The 18,587-nt window shown below is 40.5% G+C and carries 15 protein-coding genes; 13 read left to right on the forward strand and 2 right to left on the reverse strand.

Translation table 11 applies throughout. The features are described 5' to 3' along the window. The first annotated feature begins 30 nt into the window (after window positions 1-30). The 13 genes from B9T62_RS35895 to B9T62_RS35955 all read left to right on the forward strand — a co-directional run bounded on the left by B9T62_RS35895 (window position 31) and on the right by B9T62_RS35955 (window position 14,628). Entirely contained in the window at window positions 31-624 is a 594-nt protein-coding gene (locus B9T62_RS35895) for a restriction endonuclease subunit S (RefSeq protein WP_087919627.1), read from the forward strand. Beyond that, entirely contained in the window at window positions 621-2,177 is a 1,557-nt protein-coding gene (locus B9T62_RS35900; RefSeq protein ID WP_087919628.1) for a type I restriction-modification system subunit M, read from the forward strand. The genes B9T62_RS35895 and B9T62_RS35900 overlap by 4 nt, the downstream gene beginning before the upstream one ends. Before the next feature lie 3 nt (window positions 2,178-2,180). Further along, complete coding sequence (locus tag B9T62_RS35905; RefSeq protein WP_087919629.1) at window positions 2,181-3,389, forward strand: restriction endonuclease subunit S; 1,209 nt, start codon at window positions 2,181-2,183, stop codon at window positions 3,387-3,389. Between the two features lie 479 nt (window positions 3,390-3,868). Further along, on the forward strand, window positions 3,869-5,140 hold the full coding sequence (locus tag B9T62_RS35910; protein WP_087919630.1) for a DUF6602 domain-containing protein: 1,272 nt from the start codon (window positions 3,869-3,871) through the stop codon (window positions 5,138-5,140). 337 nt (window positions 5,141-5,477) lie between these two features. Further along, window positions 5,478-6,182, forward strand: a complete 705-nt coding sequence (locus B9T62_RS35915) for a hypothetical protein (RefSeq protein ID WP_087919631.1) — start codon at window positions 5,478-5,480, stop codon at window positions 6,180-6,182. Window positions 6,183-6,197: 15 nt separating this feature from the next. Beyond that, window positions 6,198-7,346, forward strand: coding sequence for a helix-turn-helix domain-containing protein (locus B9T62_RS35920; protein WP_087919632.1), 1,149 nt, complete (start codon window positions 6,198-6,200; stop codon window positions 7,344-7,346). A gap of 373 nt (window positions 7,347-7,719) precedes the next feature. Continuing rightward, a complete protein-coding gene (gene vanR, locus B9T62_RS35925) occupies window positions 7,720-8,415 on the forward strand; it encodes a VanR-ABDEGLN family response regulator transcription factor (RefSeq protein WP_087919633.1) in 696 nt (231 codons plus the stop codon). 35 nt (window positions 8,416-8,450) lie between these two features. Further along, on the forward strand, window positions 8,451-8,966 hold the full coding sequence (locus B9T62_RS35930) for a VanZ family protein (RefSeq protein WP_087919634.1): 516 nt from the start codon (window positions 8,451-8,453) through the stop codon (window positions 8,964-8,966). Between the two features lie 13 nt (window positions 8,967-8,979). Then, entirely contained in the window at window positions 8,980-10,053 is a 1,074-nt protein-coding gene (locus tag B9T62_RS35935; protein WP_425436723.1) for a sensor histidine kinase, read from the forward strand. Window positions 10,054-10,187: 134 nt separating this feature from the next. Further along, window positions 10,188-11,075 carry an ABC transporter ATP-binding protein gene (locus B9T62_RS35940; RefSeq protein WP_087919635.1) on the forward strand — a complete coding sequence of 296 codons (888 nt, stop codon included), beginning with the start codon at window positions 10,188-10,190 and terminating at the stop codon, window positions 11,073-11,075. Window positions 11,076-11,078: 3 nt separating this feature from the next. Further along, entirely contained in the window at window positions 11,079-12,323 is a 1,245-nt protein-coding gene (locus B9T62_RS35945) for an ABC transporter permease (protein WP_087919636.1), read from the forward strand. Window positions 12,324-12,533: 210 nt separating this feature from the next. Further along, entirely contained in the window at window positions 12,534-12,956 is a 423-nt protein-coding gene (locus B9T62_RS35950) for a sigma factor-like helix-turn-helix DNA-binding protein (RefSeq protein WP_087919637.1), read from the forward strand. 136 nt (window positions 12,957-13,092) lie between these two features. Beyond that, window positions 13,093-14,628 carry a recombinase family protein gene (locus B9T62_RS35955; RefSeq protein ID WP_245864724.1) on the forward strand — a complete coding sequence of 512 codons (1,536 nt, stop codon included), beginning with the start codon at window positions 13,093-13,095 and terminating at the stop codon, window positions 14,626-14,628. Between the two features lie 618 nt (window positions 14,629-15,246). Here the strand turns inward: B9T62_RS35955 and B9T62_RS35965 are convergent. Both B9T62_RS35965 and B9T62_RS35970 read right to left on the reverse strand, forming a co-directional pair. Then, entirely contained in the window at window positions 15,247-17,853 is a 2,607-nt protein-coding gene (locus tag B9T62_RS35965; protein WP_087919638.1) for an ABC transporter permease, read from the reverse strand. Further along, the gene (locus B9T62_RS35970) at window positions 17,850-18,533 is read right to left on the reverse strand and encodes an ABC transporter ATP-binding protein (RefSeq protein WP_087919639.1); all 684 of its coding nucleotides are present in this window, start codon (window positions 18,531-18,533) and stop codon (window positions 17,850-17,852) included. Before B9T62_RS35970 ends, B9T62_RS35965 begins: the two co-directional genes overlap by 4 nt. Window positions 18,534-18,587 lie beyond the last annotated feature (54 nt).

Below are 18,587 nucleotides of genomic sequence, written 5' to 3' on the forward strand. Positions count from 1 at the left end.
TTGTTAAATAGCGTTAAGGGGAGGGTTGGATTGCAATTAGAACAATGTGCTTCGGTAACTCAGGGGGCTTTTCTAAATCGTATTCAGACATCTCCATCCTCTGATGCGGCAAGGCTTCCTCTGTATACGATGAAGGAGATGAACGAGTGGTTAAGTTCAGAGCCAAACATTGTGCCAGAACATTCACAGGATGTGTTTGTATCTAAAGATCGAATGGGGTTATTGCCGATTGCGAGGGAAGGATTGGTCTTGCTCAGTTTAACTGGACAACGTGCGGTTGCTTTGAGGCAGGAGCATGTTGGTAAACTGATCCCCTCAAACTTCGCGATTATCGAGCCTAGTGAGGTTCTGCATCCTGATTACTTGGAATGGTTCATCAATGAGCATCCTAACTCTAAAAAGCAATTAAGGGTCTCTACCCAAGGCACTTCAATCTCAGCACTATCGATCCAGATGCTCAGGACATTGGAAATCATTTTGCCACCTATGGATGAACAAGTGAAGGTTAGTATTGTCCACAGATTATTACACCGAAAAAATCGACTTGTTCAAGAGAGAACCATACTTGAACGACATTATGCCACTCAAACTATCATCAAGAATCTCAAGGAGGAAAACAGATGACTACATCTGAATTACAGCGTCAGCAACAAGCTGATTTGCACAAGAAGTTATGGGACATGGCAAATGATCTGCGGGGTCAAATGGAAGCTTCGGAGTTTAAGAATTATATTCTTGGTTTGATTTTTTATCGCTTTCTATCTGAGAAGACGGAGACCCGAGTAAACAAGTTGCTTGAGGAAGATAAAATATCTTATGCCAAGGCATGGGAGGACAAAGAGCTGCAAGCTGGGCTTAAGGATGAATTAATTCAGCAGATTGGTTATGTAATCGAACCAGACTACCTATTCTCTAACATGATAGAAGAAATCGCCAAAGGTGATTCAGGTAAATTCGATGTTGAAATGCTCCAAAAGGCAGTCAACACGGTTACGGAATCGACTCTCGGCGCAGTTAGTGAAGACGAATTCCAACATTTATTCGATGACATGGATCTAGCATCATCGAAGCTAGGTCGTGATGTAAAATCTCGATCCAAGTTGATTGGGAAGATCATGGTCAATATTAATGACATTCCTTTCTTGCATGACAATGTCGAAATCGATGTTCTAGGTGATGCATATGAGTATCTAATTGGTCAGTTTGCAGCTTCGGCGGGTAAGAAAGCTGGGGAGTTTTACACCCCGCAACAAGTATCTAAAATACTTGCCAAAATCGTTACCATCGGGAAGAAAGACTTGAAGAATGTATACGACCCCACCTGTGGTTCTGCTTCCCTTGCGCTACGAGTGGGTAAGGAAGCGAATGTCAGAAAGTATTATGGACAAGAGAAGGTATCAACTACGTACAACTTGGCTCGAATGAACATGCTTCTGCATGACATTTCATATCAAAACTTCGACATTCAGAATGCGGATACGATAGAGGAGCCAAGGCACTTGGATGAACGATTCGAAGCCATTGTCGCGAACCCTCCTTACTCTGCCAAATGGAGTTCGAACGAGAAATACCTGCTGGATGAACGCTTCAGTGCTTATGGTAGATTGGCTCCAGCTTCTAAAGCTGACTTTGCTTTTGTCCAACATATGATTCATCACCTTGATGATAATGGAACTATGGCAGTAGTCCTCCCACATGGGGTATTATTTCGAGGTGCAGCAGAAGGGATTATTCGCAAGTACTTGATCGAAGAAGAAAGAAACTACTTGGATGCGGTGATCGGTCTGCCAGGAAAAATATTCTTTGGTACATCGATACCGACTTGTATTTTAGTATTCAAGAAGTGTCGTGAGGCTAATGATAATATCTTATTCATTGATGCTTCCAATAATTTTGAAAAAGGTAAGAACCAAAACCGTTTGCGTGACGAGGATGTCGAGAAGATCGTAGAAACCTATAAGAGTCGCCAAACTATTGAGAAGTATTCATATGCGGCTAGCTTAGGAGAAGTTAAGGAGAACGATTATAATCTGAACATCCCTCGTTATGTTGATACCTTCGAAGAAGAAGAGTCAGTTGATATTGAAGCAGTGCAAGTACGGTTGAAAGAGATCGACAATGAGATCGTACAAATTGATGAGGAGTTAGCAAAGTATTTTGAGGAATTGGAGGTGTGAGGGATGAGTATGCCTGCGTTGAGGTTTGATTTTGATTTTGATAGTGATTGGAATGAAACGCCGTTAAGTACATTACTAACCTTTAATAATGGGATAAATGCATCGAAAGATAGCTATGGTCATGGACGAAAATTCATAAACGTATTGGACATCCTTAATAATGAGTACATTTTATATGATGATGTCATTGGCTCTGTAAGTGTAAGTGAAAGACAAGAGGAAGTCTCAAAAGTAGAGTATGGGGATATGCTTTTTCTCAGAAGTTCAGAAACACGTGAAGATGTTGGGAAAAGTAGTACGTACCTTGATAAAAATGAATATGCGTTATTCGGTGGTTTTGTAATACGGGGGAAAAAGGTCGGTGAATACAATCCATACTTTCTAAAATTACTGTTGGACACATCATCTGCTAGAGATCAAGTGTCGTCTAAGGCTGGTGGAAGTACCAGGTATAACGTAAGTCAAACAATACTGAATAGTGTCAGTCTTTATATGCCCTCTCTTGAAGAACAACATAAAATAGCTACCTTCTTCTCTCTACTCGACCAAAAGATAGTGAAGCAGCAGGAGAAGATCAAACAACTGGAACAGTTCAAAAAGGGTATGATGAAGAAAATCTTCTCGCAGGAGATACGATTTAAAGATAAGAATGGGCAGGAATTCCCTGAGTGGGAAGAGAGGTACCTAGGGGATATTGTCGAGACATTCTCTGGAGGTACCCCTACGTCAACTAACAGCAATTTTTATAATGGGGATATACCTTTTATTCGATCTGCTGAGATTAATAGTAATTCAACGGAACTAAGAATAAATAAAACGGGGTTAAATAATTCGTCAGCTAAAATGATAAGGGTTGGTGACCTGTTAGTTGCATTGTATGGAGCAAATAGTGGTGACACAGCTATTTCCAAGTTAGAAGGAGCAATTAATCAAGCGATTTTATGTATCAGAAGCAAACACGATACTAAATTTATCAAACTTTTCTTAGATAACAATAAACAAAATATCTTAAGTACTTACCTGCAAGGAGGGCAAGGAAATTTGTCAGCAAACATTATTAAAAAGTTAATCATACACATTCCTTCCCTTGAAGAACAACATAAAATAGCTTCCAACCTATCACTAATCGGCTCCAAAATCGAAAAAGAATTTGAGAAACAAACATCCCTCATTGAATTGAAAAAGGGCTTGATGCAAAAAATGTTTGTCTAAATCAAGGGCAGTGGTCAATCCACTGCCTGTATATTATCTTGACTACCCAACAACCCTTCAAATCAACAAGGAACCCCTTTTTTTCGGCCCAAACTCAACACCATTTCACCTCGCTTCGAGAAAGTTCACCGCTTCCAAGATCTTTGGTTCATAATCTGAACGTAGATCCTCGAACTTGGACATCGCTCTACCTGATTTTTTTTGAATACGAGCAACTCAGTCTAGTAAAGCGATTGCTAGACAAAAAGTGGGGGGGAGGGCACAAGGTTACTCTAAAGAGGCGTATGGATAGTGCGCTTGAAATGTTGAGGACCCACCATGAGATAAGTTGTGTTTAGCAAGAGTATGATTAAGCGGGATACTCGGGAGAAGGAGGAGGTGCCAGAGGGTTTTATCTGAAGATAAGGTAGTTGAAAATAGCAGAGAGGTAAAGGGCTGTAGAATATTGGAAGTATAATACAGGTAAGAGGTGAATTAAATTGATTACAACAGTGGCCGATCTATTGAATTCTCTTATGATCAAGGAAAAAGAATTATTGAAAAAATACAGTATAATTAAGCATGGGCCTACAATTGGAGATATGTATGAAGGACTTACAGCGAGTCTCCTGAATAAAGCTATATTTAAAGGATTAGATATAAGGATTGTCTCCGGGAAAATACGGAATGAATTAGATGAATTTAGTAATGAAATAGACTGTATGATAGTAGAGGGCGAAGGCGAATCCATTCCGTATACGGGCAAATTTATATATGATCTCTCTCAAGTAATTGCGGTCCTAGAAGTTAAGAAAAACTTGTATCAAGATGACTTGATAGATGCTTATGATAAAATGCGGAAAATATACTCAATTACTGAACCCAATAATGAGTTGTTAAATATGAAGGCGTTTAGAGATGCGTTTAGACATATAGTACAGAAAGAACTTCCTGACTATGAAGAAGTGACAGAACTGCCTTTACATGAACAAATGATTTATCACAGTTTGTTAATAGAAGAAATGATGCCGGTGAGAATAGTATTTGGTTATTATGGATATTCATCTGAATTTGCCCTAAGAGAAGCGTTTAACAAATATATAGAAAAAAACTCAGGTATTAGGGGATTTAGTCCAACTATCTTTCCCGATCTTATTATATGTAATAATAGTGTTATAGCAAAGTTGGATGCTATGCCTTATATAAGTCCACTAGATAGGGAAGGTAACTGGAATTTCTATGGTTCAACAACACATAATCCCTTTTTAATGCTTCTAGAGTTTATTTGGACAAAGCTGAGCTATAGATACAACCTTAGCGATGATATCTTTGGCGAAGATCTTGATTTTGAAGCTTTCCATCCTTTTCTGCGGACTAAGGCTAAAAGAAGCGATGATGAAATAGGTTGGGAGACAAATTATATTTATATCCCAAAAGAAGGACTAGATCATGAGCCTTTATTTTGGGAGTGGAAGCCCGCGGAACTTGATGAGGTAGAGTGGTTCATAATCAATTGGCTTTGCGTACATCAAGAGCTTAATACAGAGAAACCGGGCTTCCAAAAATGGTTGGATCAAAAAGGTGCGAGACTAGAAGACCTTATTAAGAGTCTTTCTGGGAAGAGACTGATTACTTTTGAAAAAGATACATTTCATTTGTTGACTGATCAGTGTGCGGTTGTTACTGTTAACGGTAAGTGGTATGCTGCCGAAAATAAATCAGGTAGACTGACCAATTGGGTTAACAAGATGATGCAAGGTAAAGATGAATGAACTGCATTTGTGTATAAAACAACAGTATCTACAAAATAAAGAATGAGACTTTTTATTGCTGAGATACCAAGCCGGCCTACAGATTCTTTGTAATAGTTAAGACGATTCAGAAAACATAGAGGTATATTCAAGAGCAGGATAAATCTCCTTTGTGAGTTTTATCCAGCTCTATTTTTATGAGAATACTAGGAAGTCGAATTGGTTAAGTGGGTTGACAATTAACCGTAAAACGAGGTGTAACTTTACAAAAATAAAATAAATATAACCCTAACTAGACAAAAATATAGTTTTGGTATATCTTAGTATCAAGGGCATCAACAAAGGGGGGGGACAATTTATGAGTATGGATATATATCAAAAATGTATGCTTCTTTTGGAGCAGAGAACAGTTATATGTGAGGGTATTAAAACAGGATTTAAGAGACATCAGCTATACCTAGAACTATTCTCTGATATAGTAACAGATACTTCAATTCCCAAAAACCGTTATGACCTTGTTAACACAGAGGTAATGAATTCTATTGAGAAACATCCGCATCTGCAAATCGAGTTTGAGAAGAAAAAGTCGGGATTCCATCCCTACATAGTATTAAGAGAAAAGCTAAGAAATATATCTGTTCTTGTATTACCATTAGCAACTAAAAAAGACATGTTTGACAGTGCAAGTACGTACAGAATGAACTTTTCTGTCTCAAACATCCCAAGGTTAATTGAGGAAGGATTACCTGAGGACTCCCCAGATATCGATATTCAATACCAGCGGGCAATGCATCCGTTGGGTACGGAGAATTATCCCTTTGGTCTAATTGTTGTATATGATCCACATAATGGTGCAATCAGAGAAGGCGCATTACTGCCTGATCATACGGACTGGATATTTTTAGAAGATACTACGAGTATGGTATTAAGTAATAGTTTAGATAATGTTACGCCGATTAATGTTTATGAGAACAGTGACGATATCAAGATACCGTTTAAGGAGACAGCGCATCAAACTGACGAGGATATTCCTCTAAAGCTGAAATTTGATCCGTCAGTATGAAAGTAGGAAAGTAATATGATTAAGGAAGATCAGAGAATCATCCCAGCTAGACTTAAAGAAGCTCGTTTAGTAAGAGGTCTAAGTATTAATGAACTCGCATCTAGAGTAGGCCTTTCTAAACAAGCTATATCTCAATACGAGCTGGGAGAAAACGAACCAAAACCTAGTACGATGATGGGAATTATACGGGAGTTGGATTTCCCTAAGAGTTTTTTCTATAAGACTTATGAAGAACATATCATAGGTAATACTTTCTTTAGGGCATCTGCAGCAGTAACAAAAAAAAATAAGGAAATTCAATACAATAAATCAAAGCTTGCTGGATATATATATGATTATCTGCAAAAGTACATTGAATTTCCTGAACTGAACTTACCTGATCTATCTTCATTTGATCAAACTGACTGGGATGATGATTCAATAGAGCTTCTCTCGGAGAATGTCAGACAGTTTTGGGGACTTGGAGAAAATCCTATCAATAATATAGTTAATCTTATGGAACGAAACGGTATTGTTGTTTTTTCTATTGATATGGAGAGCTTGAAGGTAGACGCGTTCTGTCAATCCAGAAAGGGGCGTCCTTATATTTTCTTAGGGAATGATAAGGAGTCTGCTGCAAGAAGACAATTTGATGCGGCTCATGAAATTGGCCATCGCTTGATGCACAATCATATTCACAACCAGGATATCCTCTCAAGAGAGGAATTCAAGATTATTGAGCATCAGGCGAATCGCTTTGCATCAGCATTACTATTACCTGCAGAGGCATTTGCAAAGACAGTTACTTCCACAAAGTTGATTCACTTTATAGAGTTGAAAAAATATTGGAAAGTATCAATCGCAGCTATGTTATATCGAGCTCAAGAATTAGGGATAATTGATCAGAGCAGATATACTTCTTTATTGAAGCAAATGACCATTCACAAGATGAGATCAAAGGAGCCGTTTGATGATGTGATAACGGTTCCAAAACCGATTCTTTTGAATAAAGGTATAAAAATGTTGCTCCAAGATAATTTTAAAAATGAGGTGCAAATTATCAATGAGAGTGGTGTACCGCGAGAGTTTATCGAAATGCTTTGTACCATGGATAAAGGTTCACTTAAACTTAAGGAGATCGAGCCTACGCTTAGACTGATTGTTAACAATCAAAAAGATGCATAAACCTTTGAGAGCCTGAAAAAACCTCGGAGGTTTATGCATGCATATTGATTTTTACTGGTAGTGCTCCTTGCTATATCTAAGTAAAGGCTCCCTGCTTTTTGGCATTAAACGGGTTTAGGCATCCCCGTTAATTGTTATTGTATGTGTTGACTCTGCTTACTCAACACATGTGGAGACTATCGTGTTGATACAACGAGCAGATACGTAGAAATCCTTAGTTTTAGGCACTTTTTCAAGCATATCGTCTTCACAGGTGAGGGTGATAAAATTAGAAATAAGGTCATAAATTCTCATGCTAAAAATTATAAATAGGAAAGACTACTTTGATACAATAATAAAATACCTTAGGTATGTTTGAAAGGAGGAACCCGCCATGAGTGATAAAATTCTTGTTGTAGACGATGAACACGATATAGCGGATTTGATAGAAGTCTATTTGCAAAATGAAAACTACACAGTATTTAAGTTTTATTCCGCAAGTGAAGCACTTGCTTGCATAGAAACCACAGAGCTTGACCTTGCTATTCTGGATATTATGATGCCCGAAGTAAACGGGTTTGACCTTTGCCGTAAAATTCGGGAGAAATATACTTTTCCAGTAATTATGCTGACCGCCAAAGATGAAGAAACCGACAAAATCACGGGCTTAACCTTAGGGGCTGACGATTATGTCACAAAGCCGTTTCGACCTCTTGAATTGGTTGCTAGAGTAAAAGCGCAGCTGCGTCGGTATCAAAAATACAATTCTACCAAACAGGAAACAGAAACAAGAACGGTTCTGTCTTACTCGGGGTTAGAAATAAACACCGAAACATATGAATGCCTGCTAAAAGAAAAGCCTATCTCGCTGACACCAACGGAATTTTCTATACTTCGTATTCTGTTGGAGAACAAGGGAATTGTTGTAAGCTCCGAGAAGCTGTTCCATGAAATATGGCAGGATGAATATTACAATAAAAGCAATAACACCATTACCGTTCATATCCGGCATTTGCGGGAAAAAATAGGTGATACCGTAGATGAAGCCAAATATATCAAAACAATATGGGGTGTGGGATATAAGATTTAACTGCCACATACCATCTGGAAAGGAAAAACTATGTTATGGAGAAAAATAGAAAACGCTTAAAAATCATTATTTCAATGTTATTCATATTTTATTTGGTTATATTGGTATGGGTTATACTCTTTAAACTGCAATTTTCATTAAGCAATATCGACCATACAAGAAGTGTCAACTTAATACCTTTTCATTATTCTACTGCTGCCGGAGAACAATTTCATATTAAGGAAGTCAGGGACAATGTCTTGATTTTTATTCCTTTTGGAATTTTGTTGTCTATGCTGGCTCCCAAAATGAAGCTGCGAAGCAAATTCCTTATCATTTTTGGTACAAGCCTTGTCTTGGAAGCCATGCAGTTTGTTCTTTCAATCGGTGGTACAGATATTACGGATTTAATAACCAATAGTTCAGGCGGTATCATTGGTATTGCCTTATATGCTCTCTTGGTGAAAGTGGTAAAAGATAAGCAGAAAATAGATACGGTAATTTCAGTTGTTGCAGGAATCGTTACAGTGTTATTCTTGGGACTGATGGCTGTATTGCTACTATCCAATTAAAAATACTGCAAGGATAGAGGTGATAACTTTGAAGAAAAACGATATAGAAAAGAAGTTGAGAATTAAGCTCTACATTATCTTAATTCTCTATACCTTGATTGGTTATATCTTGGCAATAATATTTGACTATGGATTTAGTCAATTTTCAAATACATTTTTTCCGTGGCTTCATCTTAGAATTGAGGTCATCTATTTTTTGTATTTGGTAGTTGGCTTTTGCTGTATCTTTCATCATTACTGGAAAAAGCCTTGGGGATATTTGCAGGAGGTCATCAATGCTACCAAAACCGTGTATCAGCCAAACGACAACACTATTGAATTGTCGGAACCACTAAAAGATATGGAAAAACAGATGAACCAAATTAAAATGGCTGTCCTACTTAGCCAGCAAGCCGTAAAAGAAGCTGAAAACAAAAAGAACGAATTGGTGATGTATCTTGCACACGATATTCGCACACCACTCACCTCTGTAATCGGTTATTTGAGCTTGCTTGACGAAGCACCCGACATGCCCGTAGAACAGAAAGAAAAATATATCGGTATCGCTTTGAAAAAATCTATGCGGTTGGAAAAACTCATTAATGAATTTTTTGAGATTACAAGGTATAACACACAGCAAATCAAACTGACAAAAGCAAATGTTGACTTATACTATATGCTTGTACAGCTCATTGATGAATTTTATCCTGTCTTATCTGCTAAGGGAAATTCCGCTGTACTTAACGCAGAGGAAACCCTGACGGTCTATGCCGATTCTGAAAAGCTAGCCAGAGTGTTTAACAACATTCTCAAAAATGCAGCTGCATACAGCTATCCCAATACAGAAATTATGATTTCTGCAAAAGCGGATAAGGATACGATTACCGTCACATTTGAAAACCACGGGCCAACTATCCCGTCCGATCAGCTTTCCTCTATTTTTGATAAATTCAACCGTTTGGACGATGCTCGTAAATCAGATACCGGCGGCGCAGGGCTTGGGTTGTCTATCGCAGACGAAATTATCCGTTTACACGGTGGTGAAATTTCTGCTCAAAGTGAAAATGACACAATTACATTTACCGTATCCCTGCCGGCTTTGTCTTAAGAAAACATCAATCGGATATTAGGATTTTCTTAGGAATTTATCCTGTTCATATTAAAGTTTGAAACGTCCTTGTTCAGTACAATAAAACTGAACAAGGACGTTTGTCGTTGTAATTTAGAAAAAGGAGAAGTGACATGGAACTGACAATTACAAACCTTAAGAAACAGTTTAAGGATAAAACCGCAGTTGATGATGTGTGCTTAAGCCTTACACCTGGTGTATGGGGACTGCTTGGAGCCAACGGAGCCGGTAAGACAACTCTCATGCGTATGATTGCGGACATTCTGAATCCAACCAGTGGGAAAATCCTCTATGATGGTAAAGACATTCATACGATGGGAGAAGCATACAGAAATCTATTTGGCTTCTTACCGCAGGACTTTGGTTTTTTTCAGGATTTTACGGTGAAAGACTACTTGGAATATGTTGCTGCACTGAAAGATGTTCCGGCAAGAGAAACAAGAAAAAAGATTGATAGCTTGCTCGACACGCTCACCCTTTCCAATGTGAAAAGCAAAAAAATTGTCAAGCTGTCCGGTGGAATGAAACGTAGGGTAGGAATTGCACAGGCAATGCTGAATGACCCTGAAATTCTGATTATGGACGAACCGACAGCTGGTCTTGACCCGGGGGAGCGAGTGCGCTTTCGCAATTTCATCTCCGAATTTTCACATGGTAGGATTGTACTCATTTCAACACACATCGTGTCAGATATTGAGTATATCTCCACCAAAAATGCCATTATGAAAGCCGGGAAAATTCTTGATGTAGGAACAACAGACGAATTAGTAAAACAAGTTGTGGGAAAAGTTTGGACTTGCATTGTTCCTGCCGATAAAATGCCCATGTATGAAATGCAGCTGCGGATTATTAATCAACGCAGTGAGGGTGATAATCATGTATCTATTCGCTATCTGGCAGATGAAGCGAAAACAAGCGATTCTGTAATGGCTCCTCCTCGTTTGGAGGATTTATATTTATGGTTGTTCCCGCAAGAGGAAACTAGTGAGGAGGGAAAATAATCTATGCGTATTTATTTGCTTGAAGTAAAGCGTGTGCTTAAATCACGCCGCTCCATTGTTTTATTGCTGATTGCACTGGTAATGTCCGCCGTAATGGCTTGGCTGCCCGTTATGTTCGAGGACATCAATCAATATGACGAAAACGGTAACAAAGTAGCGGAGTTAAATGGTTTGGATGCGATCGCTTATAAAAAGTCGCTCCGTTTTGCAGGTAACGGAGAAGTTACCCCGGAAAAGCTCAAAGAGGCTTTAACCATTTATCAAAGTGCTGTTCAACCATATGGAGAGGACAGTATTTACAGCGGAGATTTCCCGACAGGGATTTACATGGAAAAAGTGTTTCCGGTAGAAGCACTTTTAGGCAGACTGCCCGAAGCATTTTCTGACCCCAAAACTGGTCAGGGAACAAGTTTGATGGAGATTTCCTCCGATAAATTAGACGGTTTTTATGAACAAACGGTACAGCATTTGAAAGAAATTATGCAGATGGAGCAAAAAGAACACCCCTCTGCACAGGAACAAGCCCTGCAAAAATATACAGAGGTAAAAACGCCCTTTCAGTTTTATCCCGGATATTCAAGGGACGCCTTTGATTATATTGTGCTTTTTATTTTTCTCCTTGTCATTCTATGTACCGCTGCCGCTACACCCACGTTTTCCAATGAATATCAAACGGGTTCGGATAGTATTTTGCGCTGCACAAAGCATGGGCGCTCCCGATTGGCAACTGTAAAAATAATGGCTGCACTGACCATTTTTGTCGTAGCGTTCATCATATGTATTTCACTGCATTTACTCATTTCAAATCTCGCATTCGGAACGGAGTGCATGAAAACATCAATGCAGATGTTATTTTCCGTTATCAGTCTGCCTGCGTTTAATTTAGGACAGCTTCAAATTGTCTTAGCAATAGGAGGACTTCTTTCTTTACTGGCAACTATCAGCTTCACATTATTTTTATCAGCCAAATTCAAGGATTCAATTTCTGTTATCCTGATTGCTATTGTAATGTGTCTGCTCCCGATATTTACCTATTCAGCTGGAGCTAATTGGCTTACTTTTATCTTGCCATCAGGGGGAATCGGTATGCAAAACAGCTTGCTTTATCAACTGACAGGCTTTGCTTACCTGCATATTGGTCAAGTAAGCGTGTGGTCGCCTTATGTGATAATGACGGCAGCGATAATTGAAATTCCTGTATTTCTTTCCCTTGCTGTACGCACTTACTGCAAGCATCAAGTTGCATAGACTATCAATATGAACACACACATCATCACATAATTGTTAATAATTCCCTTGTGCCCGACTGTGCTATGCAGTCGGGCATTTTTGCGTTATTTTCAAAAGTTTTCCTGTGGAAAATGCAACTGGCAGCCCTTTCGTGTCGGGACTTAGTGCGAAAGGGGACAAAAGAGTGTAACCCACTCCCTTTCATAGCAAGAAAGGGGGTGAGATACTATGAAGCCATCATCTTTTCAAACTACTATTGAAAATCAGTTTGATTACATTTGCAAGCGTGCTATGGACGATGAACGCAAGGATTACATGGAAATTCTGTCCAGACAATCCAAACGAGAAATATCATTTTCCGATATGGGTGATTACCTTGTTAATCAATTTTCAGTCGTAGACAGTTATTCAACAGATTTTCAGATGTTCACATGCAACGGATTTACAGTTGGTGTGGAGAGCTATTTGCTAAGTGAAGCATTGCGTAATTTGCCGAACAAGAAGCGTGAGATTATCCTACTGTATTACTTTATGGATATGAATGACACAGAAATCGCAGAGTTGCTAAAGCTGAACCGTTCTACTCTTTATCGTCACAGAACAAGCGGACTAGCCTTTATTAAAAAATTTATGGAGGAGCAAGAGGAATGAAAACTACATACCCTATGAGTTAGTACAGACAGTGAAGACCAGTTGAACAGCTATAAATCACAGAAAGCATACTATACGGATTTGATTAAGAAAAACAAAAAAATGGGTTTTTGTTGATATATATGCTGATGAAGCAATTACTGGAACACAGGTTACAAAGCGTGAAGAATTTCAGCGAATGATAAATGATTGCATGAATGGCGATATTGATATGGTCATTACAAAATCTATTTCCAGATTTGCTAGAAATACGCTGGACACCTTAAAATATGTCCGTATGCTGAAAGAAAAGAATATTGCTGTTTATTTTGAAGATGAAAAAATCAATACCCTAACAATGGACGGAGAACTGCTTTTAGTAGTACTTAGCTTCGTTGCACAGCAGGAAGTTGAAAATATATCTGCAAATGTCAAAAAGGGATTGAAAATGAAGATGAAGCGTGGTGAGTTGGTAGGTTTTCAAGGGTGTCTAGGTTATGATTACAATAAAGAAGATAAGACTATCACAGTCAATGAGAAAGAAGCTGAAATTGTTCGCTACATTTTCAATCGCTATATTGAAGGGGCTGGGGGCTCCGTGATAGGACAGGAATTAGAGAATCTAGGATACGTAACGAAATACGGTAGCTCTTCATGGGCACCCTCTACCATTCTTGGCATTATAAAAAATGAGAAGTATAAGGGAGATTTATTACTGGGTAAGACTTTTACCGTTGACCCAATTTCCAAACGGCGATTAGATAATATGGGGGAAGAAGACCAATTCTATATCCGTGAACATCATGAGCCGATTATCAGTGAGGAAGTCTTTGAAAAAGCACAGGAAATCTTGAATCGGCGAAACAAAAACAGAGGAAAAATCGGCGATGGTAAAAGAGAAAAATATAGCCGGAAATATACTTTTAGCTGTATGCTGGTATGTGGATTTTGTGGTAGTACATTGTCTAGGCGTAACTGGCACAGCAGTTCCGAATATAGCAAGGTTATCTGGCAATGTGTAGCTGCTACGAAAAAGGGCAAAAAATATTGTCCTGACAGCAAAGGGATTCCTGAACAAGCCATAGAGGAAGCCTTTCTTGAAAGTTACCGTCTGTTATGTGATGATAACAAAGACATATTAGATGAATTTTTGCAAAGAATGGACGATACATTAAGCAGCAGCACTGTAAATAAGCAGCTTTCTAAATTGGATAAAGAAATTGAATCCATTGAAAGAAAGAAAAGTAAACTGGTGGATATGCGGTTAGAAGATACCCTTGATAAGGCTTCCTATGAAGCAAAATATTCTTCTTTTACAGAGAAGCAGGAACAATTATTAAAAGATAGAGAGAAGTTACAGGAAACCGCTGCGAATGAAAAGGATATAAAACGCCGTTTACGGGATTTTAAAAAGACGTTGGAGCAGAACGAGGTCTTATCTGAATTTGACCGCTATGTTTTTGAAAGTATTGTTGAAAAAGTTATCGTAGGCGGTTATGATGAAGATGGAAACAAAGACCCAGCGCAACTTACTTTTGTATATAAAACAGGATTAAAAAACAATGTAGATGGCAGCCGATTTAAGCCGCAAAGGAAAAATGCAAGGGGCAAACATAGAACTGCTGAATTGTGTTCCAATGATAGGAACGAGGTTCAGTCTTTGTCTTCCCATAGTAGTTCCTATACATATTGAGACGTGCGTACTTTTGTCCAACAAAAACCCACAAACATCTCCACCGTCTTTATAAACAGGAAAATTGAATAAAATAGACTTTCAAAGGCAATCAGCCTCATCATATGGAAAAATCTCTATTTCTTTGATTAGCGAAGAAATTAGAGATTTTTTTTCTTCAAGCTCTACGATGATGTCATACAGTCCATCGAGGCGAAGGGTCATATCCTGGAGCTTGCGTTCCCTAAAACGAGCATCTTCCGGCAGACTGTCAATTTCATTTTCAAGCCGGTTTGATTTCCGTTGCAAAATCTTGATTTTTAATCAGTTCTCTGATTGCCTCAATGACAAGTGGCTCTATATCAGTCATCATGGCGATACCTCCTAAGATACCGCCGTATCCTTAAAAAGGGCGACTTTAATACACCCTCCGAATTTCCAATTTTGAAAAAGGAAAACGGCGGTTTTGATTGTTATTTCAAAACCGCCGCATGGCCACATTTTGGCCGCAAAACATCATCTGCCACAACTGCGTTTTTTTTATTACCGCAGGGTAGCACTCCTTTGTAATTTACATTACTTGTGTAGGATGGATTCTGTATTTTCAAGGCCTAATGCGTCTTTCGAGACGATTGCGAATCAAGTCATATCATCCCGAAGCGCGTCAATGATATTTTCTTTTTTTATCTTGCTAATGGCATACAGCATTGTAACGAACACGATAAAGAGCACGCTGAACACGCTGATTCCGATACTGCCCCACGGGAACACAAAATCGATATTGTCCGCCCCGCCGATGAACATCCCTTTGTAAATCAGCCAAGAAGAAATTACAGCAATGGGAAGCCCGAAGAGGAGCGCCCTCATGCCATAAAAGGCACACTCGAAATTCATCATCTTTTGGAAATCGCGGTCGGACATCCCCACAGAGCGGAGCATGGCAAGCTCCCGCCGGCGCAGCTTGATATTCGTGGAAATCGTATTGAATACATTGGCAATCGCAATCAGCGAGATCATAATAATAAAAGTATAAGCGAACACATTGGCAATGAATATCATATTGTGACTCTCATCAAGCATTTCATACACATTGTACAGCTTGTACTCGGCTGTAATTCCCGCAACCTGAATCATCGTTTCCATTTCAGCCACCGACTGTGCGGGATTCTTGGAGCGAAAGGTCAAGCCCTTAATAGCTACATGGGTATCGGGGGTTTCAAACTTCTCTTTCAGCGAATAGGGAACCATCACCCTAAAAAAGAACGGATGTTGGGGCCCGGAGTTTCCCAGGATGGGGAGTGTATCAGGAGGCACAGTCTCGACAAACGTAATGCTTACGTTTTGCCTCTGTTCCATCTTTGGTTCGCCATTTGTTTCGGGAGCAATGGTGAAATTCATGGAAGAACTCTTGAACATATTAATAAAATTGTCAACCTCCTCCTCCCGGTTGGCTTTCATGCGGTTTGTCATTTTGGCAACGGCGATCATTTTCGCATTTGGCCCGGTATAATCCTCTGCGGGCAAGCCTAAGCCTTGGATAATATTCAGATAGGCGCTGTCATCAAGAAACTGGATGTCCATTGGCAGATGAACCGTATCGTCCGGCGAATGTGAACCCGCGTTCTCCCAGTAATCGTCTGAAAGATCGCTTGCTTCGGCCGCGCAGGAATACTTCATAAGTGCTTGATACGAGCTTTCGTAAACACCACCTGTGGTTTTTAGTTTGTCGTAAAGCGGCAACATTTCGCTATCGTTCATGTCCTGCGTGGCCAAACCGATGTCATAAGCAGTAAACGCTACTGCCCGCGCCGACGCCTGTTTCATATCCGTTACAAAAGCACTGGCTGATATAAATAGCACTACGCTTAAAACAAGGGATAACACAATGCTGCGATAACGTTTCTTGTTTCGTTTAAAATTCTTTAGCGCAAGAGTTCCCTCCAAACCGTAAATACGCTGCGCCAGTTTTGACGTTTTCACAGCTTTAGATTCAACCTTGACCTCGTTCGTCTGGCGAATACTCTCCATCACGGGAGTGCTTGCGGCCTTCCTGGCCGGGATATAGGCCGAAATCAGAATCGTAACCATGCTAACCGCCGCCGCAACGACAATTACGGGGAAGGACACTGTCAGGGTTAAAGGTACGTTGCTGTACATAACGTTCTCGAAATTCCCGGCGACAACGGAGATCACAAGCCTGATACTGCCTATGCCGACAATAACGCCAATAGGTATGCCGACTGCACCAATGCAAAGTCCCTCAAATAGCACCGAATTTCGCAGCTGCCTGGCTGTGGCTCCCACCGATGAGAGAATCCCGAACTGGTGTGTGCGTTCGTTCAGCGAGATGTTGAATGCGTTGTAAATCATAAAAATGGAGCCGATCATGATGATGGCGACCACAATGCCGCCCACCGTGTACAGAAGCACTTTGAAAAGGGCATCACTCGAAACGCCCATGAAGCGCAACACATTATCGTTATAGATGTAAGCTTGGTTTCCGCCTGTGTTGCTTGTGTAAGCATCAACTCCACGCGGGTTTTTAAGCGTAACAAATAGGCTGAAGCTGTCCGCTTTGTCCCCAGCATCTGCTTTCGTGATCAAGGTATAACCCGGCGCGGAGGTTTCCTCAAAGCTGGGTCTTTGGAAGATACCAACAACCGAGTAGGTTCTCTCGGCTTTGGGCACAAGCGTTTCTTTGGCCTTCCCCGGCTTGCCCCCAGGCATGTACAGGTCATGTTGACCGAGATTCTCGTTGCCATTCATTCGGCTTCCGACAGCAAGCGATAGCGTGTCACCCACCGCGATTTTCACGCCGCCGTTTGCCGCGACGTGCGCCGGGACAAGAATCTCCCCGCTGTTTTCCGGCAATCGGCCTGAAAGAAGGGTTATGGGTAAGCTATCGAAGGCTTCCTTGCTAAATCCGGCTACAAAAAGATAGGGTTTGTTGGGGTTTTTCCCGCCTTTCAGCGTTGCGTAGCCGATATTATCAAATGTTGCGGTGTTTGCAATTCCATCATCCTGAATTCGTTCTTGTACGAAAGAGGAATCAACATCCATAAACTCGACGTGCCACCCGCCGTATTTCTGGGTCGCACCGTTTACCATATAGTTCAGCAGGGAAACGCCAAAGGTAGCGACTCCCGTAATCATGGCGGCGGACAGGATCACTCCGATGATCGTTACGATTGTGCGTGTGCGGCTTTTTATCATGCCTTGCAGGGTAACTTTGTTGAAAATGTTCATGGCCGTACCCTCTCGTCCCGCACTACCTTGCCGTCTGATATGCCGATAATGCGGTCTGCTTGCAGGGCGATATTTTCGTCATGCGTGACGATGAGAAGGGTCTGTCGATATTTTTGATTGCTTTCTTTCAGCAGTTTGATGATTTCATGTCCATTTCGGCTGTCCAAACTGCCCGTGGGTTCGTCGGCAAGCATCACCGCCGGGGCGTTCATCAAAGCGCGTCCTATGGAAACGCGCTGTTGCTGACCGCCCGAAAGCTGATTGGGTAAATGGGTTTTGCGGTCTTGCAGCCCAAGCATTTCGAGCAGGTCATTCAGCCGTTCCCCGTTGACCTTGCGTTTGTCCATCAGGATAGGCAAGGTGATGTTTTCCACCACATTTAGAGTGGGAATGAGGTTATGAAACTGGTAAATCAGCCCAACCTGCCGCCTGCGGAAAATAGCAAGTTTTTCGTTGCCTTGGGCATATACATCCTGCCCGTCCAAATACACCTTTCCGCTTGTCGGCACGTCCACGCCACCGATGATGTGAAGCAAGGTGGATTTGCCGGACCCGGAGGAGCCGATGAGTGCGGTAAACTCCCCCTTTTCGATGGTGAGCGAAACATGGTCAAGCGCGATAACCTGGTTTTCACCCTTGCCGTAGACCTTGCTTAGATTTTCAATTTTTAAAAACTCCATTATGTGAGTCTCCTTCGTTATGGTTTACCCATATCATAAAGTTTTCAACTTACA

Source organism: Paenibacillus donghaensis (assembly GCF_002192415.1).
Taxonomy (GTDB): domain Bacteria; phylum Bacillota; class Bacilli; order Paenibacillales; family Paenibacillaceae; genus Paenibacillus_AQ; species Paenibacillus_AQ donghaensis.